Below are 14561 nucleotides of genomic sequence, written 5' to 3'. Positions count from 1 at the left end.
AACAAACTATGAGGGAGAATTCTAGGAAGTTCCCTTTTGCCCTTTTTCAGAAAATGAATCCTCCAAAAGGACGACTAAGAAAATACCATGACAAATATACTTTGGATCAACCCTATGATCCCTCCAAGCAGGGCGCCGAGATAAGTGATCATCTTGAATTCACGCCTTGAAATGCCAAGCACTAATTCTTCGAGTCTGGCAACCGAGAAAGATTCCACCTGCTCCTGGACGATTTTCTGAAGATGCAGCTTTGTCATCAGATTCGGGATCTTTGCCGCTAAGAGGTCAGTGCCTTTTTCAATCCATCCGGGCAGCAACGTATCCGTAAACTTATGCTGATGAGGTGCAAGCCAGTGAGACAATGGTTTTGAAAGATGCCCCTCGATATCGGCGATTCGGATCAATGAGGTGTGGAGCTGGGTCATGATGTCCTCTTCAGGAAGTTTATCGATCACTTCTCCGACTTGCATAAGTTTCAGTTTTCCCCATTCCTTCCGCAAAAGATTGTGAAGGATTTCCTGGGTCCCTTCATGTTTGATGAATTTGACGATTTCAGGCTGGACCTTATCAGCTACTGATGTATTTCCCAGGAACATCCCGAGCATGTTTCCAAGCATCCCCCGTTCTTTCAGGAAATCATCAATCATCACCTTCACTTTCGCTTTCCCTTCAGGGCTTGTGAAGTAGTTTTCAGCACGATCTGCAATCATGTCGACCAGTTTCGGGATTGCATCTTCGATTTTCTCCTGCCATTTTTCCGGGAGAGCTTCTGCAACGCTCTTTGTGCTGTATTCCAGTTTTGATCGGGTAACCTTGTCTTCCACCCAATCTTTCAGCCACTGGTTCAAAACATCGGATGAAACCGGGATTTGAAGTATCTCCAGCCATTCATTGACCGTCTTATCCGAGTGGAATACAGGGTCAGATTCCTCCTTCAGCCAATCAATGACGTCTCTTTGAAAATCATCATTCATAATCTTTTTCTGAAGACTCTCAGGTGTGATTAAATGATCGACCACCATATTCCCGAGCTGTTCAGCAAGCTCCTCCCTCCTTTTCGGGATAAGGCCGGGTGTGAACGGAACTTTGAATCTTCCAATATAGTAAGCCTTGTAAGGCCTGAAAAGCATTTTGATGGCAAGTGAATTCGTGACGCCTCCAATAAGCGCTCCAATCACTACCATGAATCCAATGAGGATGAAAGCATCCAGCATAATGGCACCTTCCTTTTCTGCTTTGAACATTTTGCCTACCTTTACATACAATGCAATATGTGCATTAGCCCAATATATAATTATAGTGTTTTTCCATCTCTTTATGCAAATGAGGAATGTATGATGATGTTTAAAAGTCCCTTCTTCAGTTTAGAGAATCATAGAGAAGAAAATGAATTGATTTTACCCCATGCCATCTACAATAAATTTGACTTTGCAGGAAAGTGGAAATTGAAAGCAGGAGCTGCCTCTCTACACATAGAGTGCTTTCCTTCGGGTTCGAGTGCTCCTGGTGTTACATTGAGAAGCAGCGACCCGTTATTCTCTTCGCTTCCCAGGATGGAACATGCACTTGTAGATGTAGACCGCGATCGTAAATTGATCTCAATCGGGCCGATTACCGCTCTATTAATTGATAATCTTCAAGAAGAAAAGTTATACAAACACTCTTTAAAGGAATATTTTACAGAGTGTCAGCGGTGGTTTCAACAACAAGGCGGGCTTTTTTTCCTCATGACGGTTTCTTCATTCGTAAAGGATGAGGGAGAAGGATATTTGTTCGAGCAAGGAGAATGGCAGAAACGAATCTTTCCATTCCCTGATGTAATCTATAACCGGAGTCACTCACGCAAGATTGAAAGCCAAAAACAATTTCTGACTGCTTTGACCAGGACCGGAGATCGATCCATACACCTTTTCAACTCTACTTTCTTATCCAAGGATTCAGCTTATGCCCATCTTAAAACACATTCCGAGGTCCTGCCCCATCTTCCCGAAACCGCAACAGGACTAGAACAGTTGGAAGAGATGTTATCCATTTATAACGATGTCTTCGTAAAAGCAGTTAATGGGAGTAAAGGCCGCTACATTATCCGGATTCAAAAAAGGGAAAAAGATTATCTTGTCTCCCAAAACTCCTTTTCTTCTAAACCTACTCACATATTCCCGACTTATTCATCCCTTTACAGACAGCTTCAATCCTGGTGCCGTCATTCCCAATACATCGTTCAGGAGACCATCCCTTTCTTGACATTCAATGGGCAGACGATGGACTTTCGGTTTTTGTGTCATAAGAACCACAGGGGAAGCTGGTCCGTCATTTCTGCTGCAGCCCGCATCGGTTCAGAAAATCAATTTGTTGCAAATATCGACCAGGGCGGACGGATGGAATCCCCTATTAAGATTTTAAGTGTCCTTTTTCCCGTGGACCACTCTGAAATCTATTCAAACATGAAAGAGGTATCACTGTCCTGCTCTTCTTACTTATCAGAACATTTGGAAGGAAACTTTGCTGAATTCGGCGTTGATATCGGGGTTGATTCAGCCGGGAAGCCCTGGATCATTGAAGTAAACTCCAAACCTTCCAAAAAGACGTTCATTGACAATGAGCGCATCAGGCCATCTGTGATAGCCTTATATGAATACAGCTACAATATCTGGAAGGGAAAAGGAGGAATATCATGAATTCAACACTTGGCATTATGACACTCAATCCCGCCCCTGATCATTCGTACTTCAGGGAAATCGGCATCCACTCTGCCCCTTATTCAATTGACCTTTGCCTATTTTCGCCTGCTGATATCTCCCCTGTCGATGAGACAGTGAAAGGGTTTGTTTTCAATAAAGAAAGCTGCGGATGGGAAGAGAATACCTTTGAGATTCCCGAATTCATCTATGACCGGACCTATTATGATGCCAGCCTGCCGTCCAGACAGGCGAGAGCGGTAGTTCAGTGGTTGAAAAATCAGCCCCATATCCGCTTTCTCGGATATGGACTCCCAAACAAGTTGAAAATTTACGAAAAACTGAAAGACTCCCCCCTTGCTTCCTATATCCCTGAAACATTCTTATTAAAGGACCATTTTCACTTATTTAATATCCTTATCAAACATAAAGATATCATTATCAAACCTGTTGACGGGGCACATGGGTTTGCTGTGTATCATTTAGTATTATCAAGAAACAGAGTGACTGTCCGCACGACCAAAAACCGGCAGATCGCCGAACAATCGTTCCAGTCGAAATCCACTTTTTTGAAATGGGCTGAGAGGCTTCTTGACCAATATACGTTCATTGCCCAGAGAAGGATTGATAACAAAACCGACCAAGATACACCATATGACGTAAGGATCCTGTTGAATAAAGATGATTGCGGGGAATGGAGGGAGTTTCAGCGGGCCTTCAGGGAAGGGCCTCAAGGTGCGATTTTAACAAATATAAGCAGGGGGGGATCTTACTTTAAACAAGAAGACTGGGAAAGCAGATATCCAAAAGCTGCCTGGGATTTTATCAAAGCCGAGATGAATGAATTTCTGGATCAACTCCCCCATCTTTTGGAGGATTATTTTTCTCCTTTATTTGAACTCGGGATTGATATTCTTCTTGCTCGGGACAATTCGCTGTGGATCCTCGATATCAACTCAAAACCGGGCCACAAGATCGTTGAGACACTTGCCGCAGAAAAACAGCACCACTTATACCGCGCCCCCCTTGAATATTGTAAATATTTAAACTCCCGATCTCTCCCATCCTTAAGGCGAGGTGAATATTAAATGTTAAAAACGTATAAATTGGAACAATTCAGAGCGAATGAACAAATCCTTTATCTTCCTTCGGGCTGGAACCCGGAAAAGAATGAGTTACCGAAGACCGCTATTCTAGGGACCAACAGACAGTCTATCGCATGTAAGCGGCATCCGAATGGAAGGAATGTGATCGGTATCAGTACAGCCCTTGCCAGCAGCCTTAATCTGCCAAAAAAGGTGACTGCACTGTCACTTTTCATGAAAGAAGACAGTATATATCTTGGGGTGCTGATAGGGGTATTCACTGCAGGATTCACAAATTTCAAACTAAGTCCTGTGGGGGAGCGCTCTTATTTCTTCAGGAAACTATTATCTGTCCAGTCTTCCCTGGGCGTGATTCCATTTGTATTTGGAGAGAAGCATATTGATTGGGAAAACGGACTCGTGACAGGGTATTTTCATTTTGGGGAAGGGTGGGAAGTGGAAACGGTTCCTTTTCCTAATGTCATTTACGACCGGCTCCCAAATCGGCGCAGCGAAAAAAGAAAAACATATAAAGAAATCAAAGAAAGACTGCAAAGGGAGTACGGGATTCCGTGGTACAATCCAGGATTCTTCAATAAACTTGATCTGTTCGAACGACTGGAATCAGTTGATTCCGTCAGCCAATACCTACCGGAGACTCATGCATTTCAATCATTTGAAGAGATCGAGCGGATGCTCTCCCTCTATCATTCAGTTTATATTAAACCGCGAAACGGAAGCCTGGGCAACGGCATACACAAACTCACATACGACCGGCAGGCACAGGATTACTACTGCAGGTTCCGAGATCCGGGCGGGAAAAACAGGCTGGTAAGATTCTCATCCCTCGAACGGCTGATGAATTCCATCTTTAAAAACCGCAGCCTTGATTCATTTCTTGTCCAGCAGGGCATATCCCTTCTGTCGGAAGACAGCCGTCCTATTGATTTCCGCGTCCATACGAACAAAGACGAAGAAGGAAGCTGGCATGTAAGTGCAATAGCAGGAAAAGTCTCAGGGATCGGCAGTGTCACCTCCCATGCTAACAATGGCGGAGTTGTAAAAAGTCTCAAAGAATTGTTTCCAAACACTTCCAGTAAAGCTGAGGCAGAACAATCATTGAAAGATGCAGCACTTAAGCTTTCACATGCGATTGAGCAAAATATGGAAGGATATATCGGCGAAATCGGATTTGATCTGGGCATTGATGAAGACGGCAGGGTCTGGATGTTCGAAGCAAATTCAAAACCCGGGAGAGCCATTTTCTCACATCCACACTTAAGAAGTTTTGACAAATTGACGAGGAAGCTTGCCTTATCTTTCGGGGTCTTCTTATCACAGCAAGCCCTCCAACACCCTGAGGAAATGATGCCATGAACATCTTTTATGACTTATCACGAAAGTGTTTTTTTCATAAGGAGGAAGCTCTCACCGCAGTGCCATTTGCAAAAGGGTCCTTCCTTCTCTCCTCCCACAAACACCAGGAAGCATATCATTTCAAGATACATTCAAAAAAGGAAATCCGTTCAGTCCCCCTATTAGGCATCGTCGCAAGTAAAGAAGAAAATAGATATAGAGGAAATTTTGAATTGTTCAGGTCGATACAAGAGGAGCTGGAGGAGCAAGGAGCCCTTTGCTTCGTTTTCTCCCCTGAGGATGTTGATGGAAAGACCATAAACGGGATCATCTTCAACAAACAATTGAATAAATGGGTGAAGTGCATCTTCCCGGTACCCAGCGTGATTTATAACAGAATCCCTTCAAGGGACGCTGAACAGCATCAGGAATACAAAGCATTGCAAACGTTTATTAAGACATTCAATATCCCCTATTTCAATCCTCATTTCTTCAATAAGTGGGAAGTTCATCAGATTCTGTCTCAATGCAGCGATTTAAAAGACTACCTGCCTCCCACTGAAAAGTTGGAAAGTGAAGCAGGCTTTACGGACTTTTTAGAACGGTATAAAAGAATTTACGTGAAGCCAACTTTTGCCTCACAGGGAAAAGGCATCAGGCTGATAGAAAAGGAAGTAAACGGCACGATCATATGCAAAAGTATCAAGAAGATTGAAAAGTATACATCCCTGTCCCGTTTCCTCTCCACTTATGGGGAATGGTTTCACCCCGGGCAGAATCTGATTATACAGAAAGCGGTCCCTTGCAAAACCTTAAAAGACCACCGTTATGATTATCGGATCCTGGCAGTCCATACCGGAATGGAATTCAGACTAATAGGGATCGGCGTGCGTATTTCTCAGCGACAGGAAGTGACCACCCATGTTCCTGCAGGCGGAAAAATAATTTCAATTGAAGAAGTTTCAGCTCCCAGGACAAAGAAAGAAATCCTGGACATAGTGAAGACTTGCGGAAGGGAACTTGTGGCAGCTTTCGGTTACGTAGGTGAATTTTCACTGGATCTGGCCCCCCGTGAAGAAGGAGGTTATGTACTTTTTGAAATCAATTCAAAGCCAATGACCTTTGACGAAGAAGACATTGAACAGAATAGGCGGCAGCAGCTTGTCCGCACGTTTCTTATTCTTTCCGAACACAAAGAAGGTTGACCGTTTGTACACTTACAGTGGTCAACCCTTCTATTATCGAAGTGAATTATAAATCGTTGAAAAACGGGTGGCATGTTCCATTTCATCTGTCATGGCGATGAATAATGGATTGTAAGCCTGCTTGTTTGGCATTTCTAGTAATAGATTCCTGTAGAACTCTGCAGCCTCGAGCTCATTTTTCAATGCGCGCAGAATCCCTTCCTTGAAGGTTGTGTATTCAATCTTCTCTTTCTTGTGTTCATAATACTCACCTGTAAATAGATAATGAAGATACTGGAACATTTCATAATGTTCTTTCTCATCTTTTTTTGCATGCTCGATGAATTCTACGTATAAAGGATTATTAGTCCTCTGCTTTAAATCTTTATAAAAGTAATAGGCTGTCCACTCATCACTGATCGCTTTCTCTAAATCGCGAATAAAGGAATTCATGCTTTGTCCCTCCTAAAATCTCTTCAATAAATTCTATTTATTAAAAAAGAAAATTATGATTGGATAAGACTCTTTTCGCATACCTGCCTGTATTATACGAATGAAATTTCAATGGATAGCATGAACTCCTACACAGCAGGCGGTGAAACGTTTACAATATAGTTGAGGTGATTGAATTGATACAGCATTTCCAGTATAAAAGCATGTATGATAACAAACAGCTTCCGGGTTGGACCTTCTCGTTCTACTTCAGTGGAAAGAAATACGAAGGGAATTATCATAAAAACGGGAGTATTGAATGGACAAGCCACGAGCCTCCTGCAGTCAAACAAGAGGATCTGAAAAAACAACTGCATGAACTAATGTTGTTCCATGTGTATGAATAAATTCGTTCACACTTTCCATTACCCAGAAAAAAGCTGAATGAACCTCAGCCTCTTTTCAAAAACTAAACTCAGGAGGCTGATAAGAATGGAAAAAGATAAAAAAGACTATCAATTTCTTCCGGATACCAACTACGAGGGAAAAGGAAGTCTTTTCCTTGATGTTGACAGGATTATCAACGAGGGATTATCAGGGGGCTCCGTTCATATGAGGGGTGATTCCACAAACATCGGTGAAACGACTCTCATCACTGATTATGAGGAACCCCCGGCTCATTCTTAATGTCTTCAGGCGGGAGGCCTCACATGCAGGCCTCCCTTTCCCTTGTCATTACTGCTTACGAAGAGAAAAAGCTGCCCGAACGGCAGCTTTCCTTAATTTATCGGCTTTTCACCAGCATGTTAACGGCTTCCTTGATTGCATCTTCTGCACTGCCGCCTTCATCTTCCGATTCACGGATGCATGCTTCCAGGTTTTTCGCAACGATCAAACCGATTGTACGGTCTACAGCAGTCCGCACTGCTGAAAGCTGTGTAACGACATCCTTACAATGTTTTTCTTCTTCCATCATCTTAAGGACGCCGCGGACTTGTCCTTCTAAGCGTTTCAAACGGTTTGTTACTTCTTTATTGTATTCCATATTGGACACCTCATAATGATTTATTCCTTATCCCATAGTAGTAGAATCAGGAAGAATTTGCAATCCGGGACCCTTTGATTCACTCATTTTTTTCAGTACAATGGATAATATACATAAATAATTGATAACCGAGGGATGAAATGTTAACTTCTTTACTTTTGAAATACCCAAATGCAGCCATTCAGAAACACTACCCGACAGTACATACGTCTAAAAAAATCTGGTTTACCGATGAGCATGAAAATGAATTCATCGGAATTGATGCAAGCGATTTATCAAGAGAAGAAACAGAATTGCTGAGATGTCTCTTTAAAGAACTGCCAAGTGGAAATAAGAGATTGAATGAGTCACCGCTTGCGAATGAGTGGGTTGATTTTTTATTTGAGAATGGACCTCTTCCTTCACTTCGTTCAATTGAGTATAGAGTGATTCAATTCACCATTCATGAAGAAACGGATATGCATTTATTGAAAGAGGCGTTCAGTCATTTACTGCCCCATCATACAATGCTGGTCATGCTGAATGAATATGAAGGGCTGATTATTGAGGAAAGTAATGAGATTCAATTAGATGCAGAGCAGCTTCGGTCCATTTCACACGTCATTGAATCTGATTTCTTTGCGAGCATATCTTTTTTTATCGGCCAGTTCCAGCAGGTCGACCCCGGTTTCAGTAAATCATTCAACTACGAGCGTATCATGAATAAATATTCCAAATCATCCATCCGTGCTAATTCTATCGAATCTGTTGTGACAGCCCTGCCATCCTATATGCTGAAGCATCTGCCGATAGAATGGAAAGAATATATCTTCAGTAAAACCTCACAAGTATTCTCAGAAGACAAGGAACTGATTCAGACCGTCAAGGCATTTCTGGAAAATCAGTCCAATATCAGTCAAACAGCAAAAACGTTATATATGCACCGGAACAGTGTGCAGTACCGAATCGAGAAATTCATTGAAAAAACCATGATTGATATCAAGACATTTGAAGGCGCGCTGCTTGCTTACCTCGCCGTTCTCGAATACGAATCTGACAACCTGCCTAAAAAATGATGGGGAAGTTTGTGCAAGTTTACCATACCGTTCTGAATCCGCTTTCTTTAAAATGAATGCATAGAATAAAACGTTTTCATTACAGGAGGAGAATCGGAAATGGCTGAATTAAAATTAGATAATATTTATAAAATCTATGACAATAAAGTGACTGCAGTAAATGATTTCAATCTTCATATCAACGATAAGGAATTCATCGTATTCGTCGGTCCATCAGGATGCGGTAAGTCAACGACACTCCGTATGATCGCGGGGCTTGAGGAAATCTCAAAGGGTGACTTCTCCATCGATGGAAAACGCGTGAACGATGTAGCCCCTAAAGACCGCGATATTGCCATGGTGTTCCAGAACTATGCCCTTTATCCGCATATGAGTGTGTATGACAATATGGCATTCGGTCTTAAACTTCGTAAATTTGATAAAAAAGAAATCGACCGACGTGTACAGGAAGCTGCTAAAATCCTTGGTCTGGAAGCACTATTGGACCGTAAACCGAAAGCATTATCAGGCGGACAGCGCCAGCGTGTTGCATTAGGACGAGCGATCGTACGTGATGCAAAGGTCTTCCTGATGGACGAACCTTTGTCCAACCTTGATGCAAAACTGCGTGTGCAGATGCGTGCAGAAATCGCCAAGCTTCATCAGCGTCTTCAAACTACAACCATTTATGTAACGCATGATCAAACTGAAGCGATGACAATGGCTACCCGGATTGTTGTCATGAAAGACGGTGTCATCCAGCAGGTCGGGTCACCTAAAGAAGTATATGATAAGCCTGAAAACGTATTTGTCGGAGGCTTCATCGGCAGTCCGGCTATGAACTTCTTCCACGGTAAAGTTGAAGAAGGATCCTTTGTGATCGGTTCTTCTAAGGTTGCTGTACCGGAAGGAAAAATGAAAGTGCTTCGCGACCAGGGTTATGTTGGAAATGACATCATCCTGGGGGTAAGACCGGAAGATATTCATGATGAGCCTATTTTCATCGATACAGCACAAGGTGCCAAGATCAAAGCAAAAATTGAAGTATCTGAGTTAACAGGTGCGGAGACCATGCTTTACTCTCAAATCGAAGGCCAGGAGTTCGTGGCCCGTGTCGATTCACGTACTGACATCAACGCAGGACAGACAATCGACCTTGCATTTGATATGAACAAAGCACATTTCTTCGATTCTGAATCAGAAACAAGAATTCGTTAATAAATGATAAAAACCACACTCCGGCCGGAGTGTGGTTTTTATATTGGTTAGAATTCAGTCAAATTGATGCTTTTTCCTTCTTCTTCCCCGCATCTAATACAGGTGAATAAATGCAGGCATGTATCCGTACAGCTGCTATTCGGTATGCCGTCTGCCAGCTGCACATGTTTTATATCCATATAGGCACTATATTCATCATAATAATCGTAATATCTTCCTTGATCCAAAGTGGAATCGCCGCATTTCGGGCACAGACCCTTATATTCAACAATCCCGTTGCATAATGCACATGCTTTCATGCGTGTCACCATTCTTTCAACTTAAGTGTTTAAACATATCCTTTTATGATTGACACTGTTTTATGTAGAGAAAATACAGGGAAAGAAACAGGAATAAATTCCCTTGTTTTTCCCCCGCATATAATTTCATGGACGAACCATAATACTTAGTAACAACACATAAAGCAACTCATAACCTTGGGTCATACCATTACAGATGGTCGCTAATGGAATGCGTGCCGGTGCAACTCCGGTTGACCCAACCAAAAAACAACCTATATTTAAGGAGATGAAAGATTATGCAACAACAACAATCTCGCAGCAATTCATCTAACCAATTGGTAGCTCCAGGAGCTCAACAAGCTATCGACCAAATGAAGTACGAAATCGCTTCTGAGTTTGGCGTACAATTAGGGCCAGACGCTACATCACGCGCTAACGGTTCTGTTGGTGGAGAAATCACTAAGCGTCTTGTTCAAATGGCTGAACAACAAATCGGCGGCGGACAATACTAATCCGCAGCAAAAATGAATATGTATGGATAAACCCCTGGCAGATGCCAGGGGTTTTTTATTTTTGAGGACGGTACTATATTCCGCTATTGATTTCCGTGTAAGACTACGTTTTTCGCGAGAAACCCCCGCCCCTCATTGAATTAGTTTCTTCTAGCTGCAAGGCCTAGAGACTCAAGTCATAAGCCTCTGAAAAAAGCCCTTCGGTTAGGAGTCTTCGTCTAGCACTTCGATCAACAGCTGGAAACAGTCAAACTCTTTTATCTCACAATCAACGGTGATTTTCCAGCTATCCTCTACCTAATTCATTTGTTATTTAACCATATTCGCCGGGTTGATCCATTCATCGTATTGCTCTTCTGTAAGATAACCGGATTTAATCGCTGCTTCTTTTAGGGTCGAGCCGCTTTTGTGTGCATTTTTTGCAATTTCCGCTGCTTTTTCATAGCCGATGTGAGGATTCAATGCTGTTACAAGCATCAATGAACGCTGGACGAAATCCTCTATAACATCCTCATTGGCTTCCAGGCCTTTCACACATTTATCGTTGAATGAACGGATACCGTCTGTCAGCAGTCGTACAGATTGGAGCATATTATAGATGATCACCGGCTTGAAGACATTCAGCTCGAAATTGCCCTGGCTTGCTGCAAATCCGATACTGGCATCGTTCCCGAAAACCTGGGTGGCGACCATGGTGACAGCCTCACTTTGTGTAGGATTGACCTTCCCCGGCATGATCGAACTTCCAGGTTCGTTTGCAGGGATCGTGATTTCACCAATCCCGCTGCGTGGACCGCTTGACAGCCAGCGGACATCATTTGCCACTTTCATCAGGTCTGCAGCCAGCGCCTTTAACGCACCGTGTACATAAACAATTTCATCATGGGAAGTGAGCGCATGGAATTTATTGTCGGATGAAACAAATGGGATGCCGGTCTGTTCTTCAAGCTGCCCGGCGACTTTCCCTCCAAATGACGGATGGGCATTGATCCCTGTCCCCACTGCAGTACCGCCTATCGCAAGGTGGACAAGCTGACCCATGCTCTCTTCGATCATATGACGCGATTTTTCCATCATTGCCCTCCAGCCGCTTACCTCCTGACCAAGTGTCAGAGGCGTGGCATCCTGCAGGTGTGTACGTCCGATCTTGATGATCTCCTGAAACTTCCCTTCTTTTTCCCGGAGGGTTTCAATGAACTCATCGATTACCGGCAGAAGTTTAGATGATATCTCCTTATATGCAGCAATATGCATTGCAGTAGGGAAAGTGTCATTCGAGCTTTGCGACATATTGACGTCATCATTCGGGTGAATCTTTTCATCACTGCCTGCGGTTTTTAAAAGTTCATTGGCACGATAGGCAACAACCTCATTTACATTCATATTTGATTGTGTGCCGCTTCCCGTCTGCCAGACCACCAATGGAAAATGTTCATCCCATTTAGCCTCCAGAATCTCGTCGCATGCCCCGCTGATTGCTTTCATTTTCCCTTCAGAAAGTTTGCCTAACGAATGATTCGCCATTGCCGCCGCCTTTTTCAGCTGCGCGAAAGCATATGTAACTTCGAGCGGCATTCTTTCTGTACCGATTTTGAAATTCTCTTTGCTTCTCTGTGTCTGTGCACCCCAGTATTTTTCCTTGGGCACTTTCATTTCACCTATTGTATCCCGTTCAATTCGGTAATCCATTTCTCTTCCTCCCTCAAATAATAGTCACATTACCATATTTCCACTATTTGACCTGTACTAACCACTTTCGGACAGGTTTTGTATCAAAATGTCAGCCGGGGTAGGTTCGGTGCTTTTCAAGGGTGAACTTCCCCTCCTCGGTTGTTCCGCCCGAAGAATGAGGATTTGCCTTTTCATCTCTTACATCCTTTCGTCTTATCACTGCCGTTTCTCCCATTATCAATGCTTGAAGGGACGAAGCCATCATATTAAAAGCAAGGACAGTAAGGGAAAGAGCAGCAAGCGGGGAAAAAATGATCCATGGGCCCGTCATCATCTCGATCCGTGAATTACCTATGTTCCCGGCCCACTCATTGGAAAGGGAAAAGATTCGGGATTCTCCTACCATTATTTCCTTTTCCACCTGTCCCCCCAGCATTACCCCTAAAATCCCAAGATGAGCAAACAAAATCAGCACGCTCACATTGCGCTGGAAGAATAACAGAAAGAGGCGGGGCAGCAGATTCTTAAGAACATGACGGCGGTATAGGTACCATCCCCGCGCCCCCAGGGTCCTGGCGCTCAATATATATTCTTCCTGCATCGTCTTTTGGATCTCTTTGGAAAGCACTACAACGATCTGCGGCATCCCTATCAGAGTCAGCAGGAAGATTTGAATGCTGAGAAATTTTATTGGTTCAACTTCCGCATCCACCACAAAGCGGAGCGGAAAGAGAAGCATAAAAGCGATGACGGCCATTGGAACATAAATCATGGATTCCACTGCTTCTTCAAAGACAGTCAAGAATCTTTTAGACAATCCCGTAAAAGCAATAGAAAAAAACAGGGAAAGAACCAGCTGTAAAAAACTGATGAGCAGGCCGAGCAGAATAGTGAATTTTGCCCCTTGGATGATATAAGTCCAGAGAGGGATTCCCAGCCTGTCTGATCCCAGAGGGGGCAGCTCTGCGGGAGTGAAAGGGGGACCCGCCATCCCCCCATCCAGGTGCAGGAAGCTGATGCTTTCAACTCCTTTTTCGAAAAATGGTTCATAAAGGAAACTAACCAGTAAAAGTACAGTGAGAAAGATGAACCCAGTCAAGAACTTCGGCTTTTTCAACAGCTGCTTAAGCATACGTCCCGTCCTCCTTCATGCCGATGCTTTTTTTCATGCGCTGCTCGATTAAAGTAAAGAGAAGGAAGAACGGCAGAAAAATCAGTGTACTGATAATGACGAAGGTGTATCCCGTCGACCACATCAAAAGTCCCATCACACCGCGCATATTAAATAATTGTTCAAGGATGAAGAGGTTCGAAAGCATAAAGGAAAAGACCAGTTTCATTTGATAAAATAAACTGTACAGCACATTCCTGAAACTGTGGACCACCAAAATATGAACAGAACTCAGCCCTTTACCCCGGGCAAGTTCAACATAAGCCTTCTTTTCCTCTTCTTTCAAAAGCAATACGATCGTCTTGACTAAAAAAACGGCAGGAACTACAGTCAAACAAGTGACAGGAAGTAAATAGATTTCTTCACCAGTCATGGCGATATCCCCGATCAACACACCCGTCTCCCTGAAGTACATAACAACGAGCAGCTGCACGCCGATGATGATAAAGATATCCGGCAGCGACTCTATCACATTTACAACAGATAGAAGAAAGCGTTTAATGGTTCCGGATGCGAGTGAAATCATCATGCTCACAAGAAAAGCGATGATGACAGCCAGCAAGAGTGAAATAAAGAAAACTTTCATCGAATACGCAACCCTTTCAAAAAGAACATCAATAAGGGCATATTCCTTTCCCATGACAACAATTGACCATTGATCCGGCCTTGCCAAATAAAGAAAAACATCATAAATTGCACTGAGATATGCGTACGGATATAAACCAAATGAGCCGCTTTCTCCATTCAAATAGACATATTGAAAATCTGCATTAAAGAACAGATTTGGCAGTGCACTGATAAAAACCAATCCTGAAAAGATAAGTAGTAATCTTCTGAATATCTTCATTGAATCCCCCATTTCTGCTATATTACCTTTTCTTTCCATAATGGAGA

Annotated in this window: 16 protein-coding genes; 9 read left to right on the top strand and 7 right to left on the bottom strand. The window is 43.1% G+C overall.

The window, feature by feature from the left end; all coding sequences use genetic code 11:
• Positions 1–74: 74 nt before the first annotated feature.
• Positions 75–1244, bottom strand: coding sequence for a DUF445 domain-containing protein (locus AS034_RS08220; protein ID WP_058298171.1), 1170 nt, complete (start codon positions 1242–1244; stop codon positions 75–77).
• Positions 1245–1337: 93 nt separating this feature from the next.
• On the opposite strand from AS034_RS08220, the gene AS034_RS08215 reads away from it, so the two are divergent.
• From AS034_RS08215 to AS034_RS08200, 4 genes are read left to right on the top strand one after another with little or no spacing between them, the layout of a single operon-like run.
• Positions 1338–2678 (top strand): YheC/YheD family endospore coat-associated protein, encoded by a 1341-nt coding sequence (locus AS034_RS08215; protein ID WP_058298170.1) that lies wholly within the window; start codon positions 1338–1340, stop codon positions 2676–2678.
• Complete coding sequence (locus AS034_RS08210; protein WP_058298169.1) at positions 2675–3766, top strand: YheC/YheD family endospore coat-associated protein; 1092 nt, start codon at positions 2675–2677, stop codon at positions 3764–3766. The genes AS034_RS08215 and AS034_RS08210 overlap by 4 nt, the downstream gene beginning before the upstream one ends.
• A complete protein-coding gene (locus tag AS034_RS08205) occupies positions 3767–5140 on the top strand; it encodes a YheC/YheD family endospore coat-associated protein (RefSeq protein WP_058298168.1) in 1374 nt (457 codons plus the stop codon).
• 59 nt (positions 5141–5199) lie between these two features.
• Positions 5200–6324, top strand: coding sequence for a YheC/YheD family endospore coat-associated protein (locus AS034_RS08200; RefSeq protein WP_162266026.1), 1125 nt, complete (start codon positions 5200–5202; stop codon positions 6322–6324).
• 33 nt (positions 6325–6357) lie between these two features.
• Here the strand turns inward: AS034_RS08200 and AS034_RS08195 are convergent, their stop codons facing one another.
• Positions 6358–6756 carry a ferritin-like domain-containing protein gene (locus AS034_RS08195; protein WP_032089291.1) on the bottom strand — a complete coding sequence of 133 codons (399 nt, stop codon included), beginning with the start codon at positions 6754–6756 and terminating at the stop codon, positions 6358–6360.
• 176 nt (positions 6757–6932) lie between these two features.
• Between AS034_RS08195 and AS034_RS08190 the strand changes: the two genes are divergently transcribed.
• Together AS034_RS08190 and AS034_RS08185 are read left to right on the top strand one after the other, a co-directional pair.
• On the top strand, positions 6933–7142 hold the full coding sequence (locus AS034_RS08190) for a YheE family protein (protein WP_032089292.1): 210 nt from the start codon (positions 6933–6935) through the stop codon (positions 7140–7142).
• Positions 7143–7227: 85 nt separating this feature from the next.
• Positions 7228–7422 carry a hypothetical protein gene (locus tag AS034_RS08185; protein WP_032089293.1) on the top strand — a complete coding sequence of 65 codons (195 nt, stop codon included), beginning with the start codon at positions 7228–7230 and terminating at the stop codon, positions 7420–7422.
• 97 nt (positions 7423–7519) lie between these two features.
• Here AS034_RS08185 and AS034_RS08180 read toward each other — a convergent pair whose 3' ends face one another.
• Positions 7520–7780, bottom strand: coding sequence for a metal-sensitive transcriptional regulator (locus tag AS034_RS08180; RefSeq protein WP_032089294.1), 261 nt, complete (start codon positions 7778–7780; stop codon positions 7520–7522).
• A 140-nt stretch (positions 7781–7920) separates the two neighbouring features.
• Here AS034_RS08180 and AS034_RS08175 point away from each other — a divergent pair, with 140 nt between their 5' ends.
• Both AS034_RS08175 and AS034_RS08170 read left to right on the top strand, forming a co-directional pair.
• Positions 7921–8835 (top strand): PucR family transcriptional regulator, encoded by a 915-nt coding sequence (locus AS034_RS08175; RefSeq protein ID WP_058298166.1) that lies wholly within the window; start codon positions 7921–7923, stop codon positions 8833–8835.
• A 99-nt stretch (positions 8836–8934) separates the two neighbouring features.
• On the top strand, positions 8935–10032 hold the full coding sequence (locus AS034_RS08170) for an ABC transporter ATP-binding protein (RefSeq protein ID WP_032089296.1): 1098 nt from the start codon (positions 8935–8937) through the stop codon (positions 10030–10032).
• A gap of 47 nt (positions 10033–10079) precedes the next feature.
• Here AS034_RS08170 and AS034_RS08165 read toward each other — a convergent pair whose 3' ends face one another.
• Positions 10080–10331 carry a hypothetical protein gene (locus AS034_RS08165; protein WP_032089297.1) on the bottom strand — a complete coding sequence of 84 codons (252 nt, stop codon included), beginning with the start codon at positions 10329–10331 and terminating at the stop codon, positions 10080–10082.
• Positions 10332–10609: 278 nt separating this feature from the next.
• Here AS034_RS08165 and AS034_RS08160 point away from each other — a divergent pair, with 278 nt between their 5' ends.
• Positions 10610–10825: an alpha/beta-type small acid-soluble spore protein gene (locus AS034_RS08160; RefSeq protein ID WP_032089298.1), complete on the top strand. Its 216-nt coding sequence runs from the start codon at positions 10610–10612 to the stop codon at positions 10823–10825.
• 309 nt (positions 10826–11134) lie between these two features.
• Here AS034_RS08160 and fumC read toward each other — a convergent pair whose 3' ends face one another.
• The 3 genes from fumC to AS034_RS08145 all read right to left on the bottom strand — a co-directional run bounded on the left by fumC (position 11135) and on the right by AS034_RS08145 (position 14514).
• A complete protein-coding gene (fumC, locus tag AS034_RS08155) occupies positions 11135–12514 on the bottom strand; it encodes a class II fumarate hydratase (protein ID WP_058298165.1) in 1380 nt (459 codons plus the stop codon).
• Between the two features lie 91 nt (positions 12515–12605).
• Positions 12606–13628, bottom strand: a complete 1023-nt coding sequence (locus tag AS034_RS08150; protein ID WP_058298164.1) for an ABC transporter permease subunit — start codon at positions 13626–13628, stop codon at positions 12606–12608.
• Positions 13621–14514 (bottom strand): ABC transporter permease subunit, encoded by an 894-nt coding sequence (locus AS034_RS08145; RefSeq protein WP_162266025.1) that lies wholly within the window; start codon positions 14512–14514, stop codon positions 13621–13623. Before AS034_RS08145 ends, AS034_RS08150 begins: the two co-directional genes overlap by 8 nt.
• Positions 14515–14561: the final 47 nt, after the last annotated feature.

The sequence above is a fragment of the [Bacillus] enclensis genome (assembly GCF_001456935.1).
In the GTDB taxonomy this organism is placed as follows: Bacteria; Bacillota; Bacilli; order Bacillales; family Bacillaceae_B; genus Rossellomorea; species Rossellomorea enclensis.
This window is presented reverse-complemented; position numbering and strand designations above follow the sequence as displayed.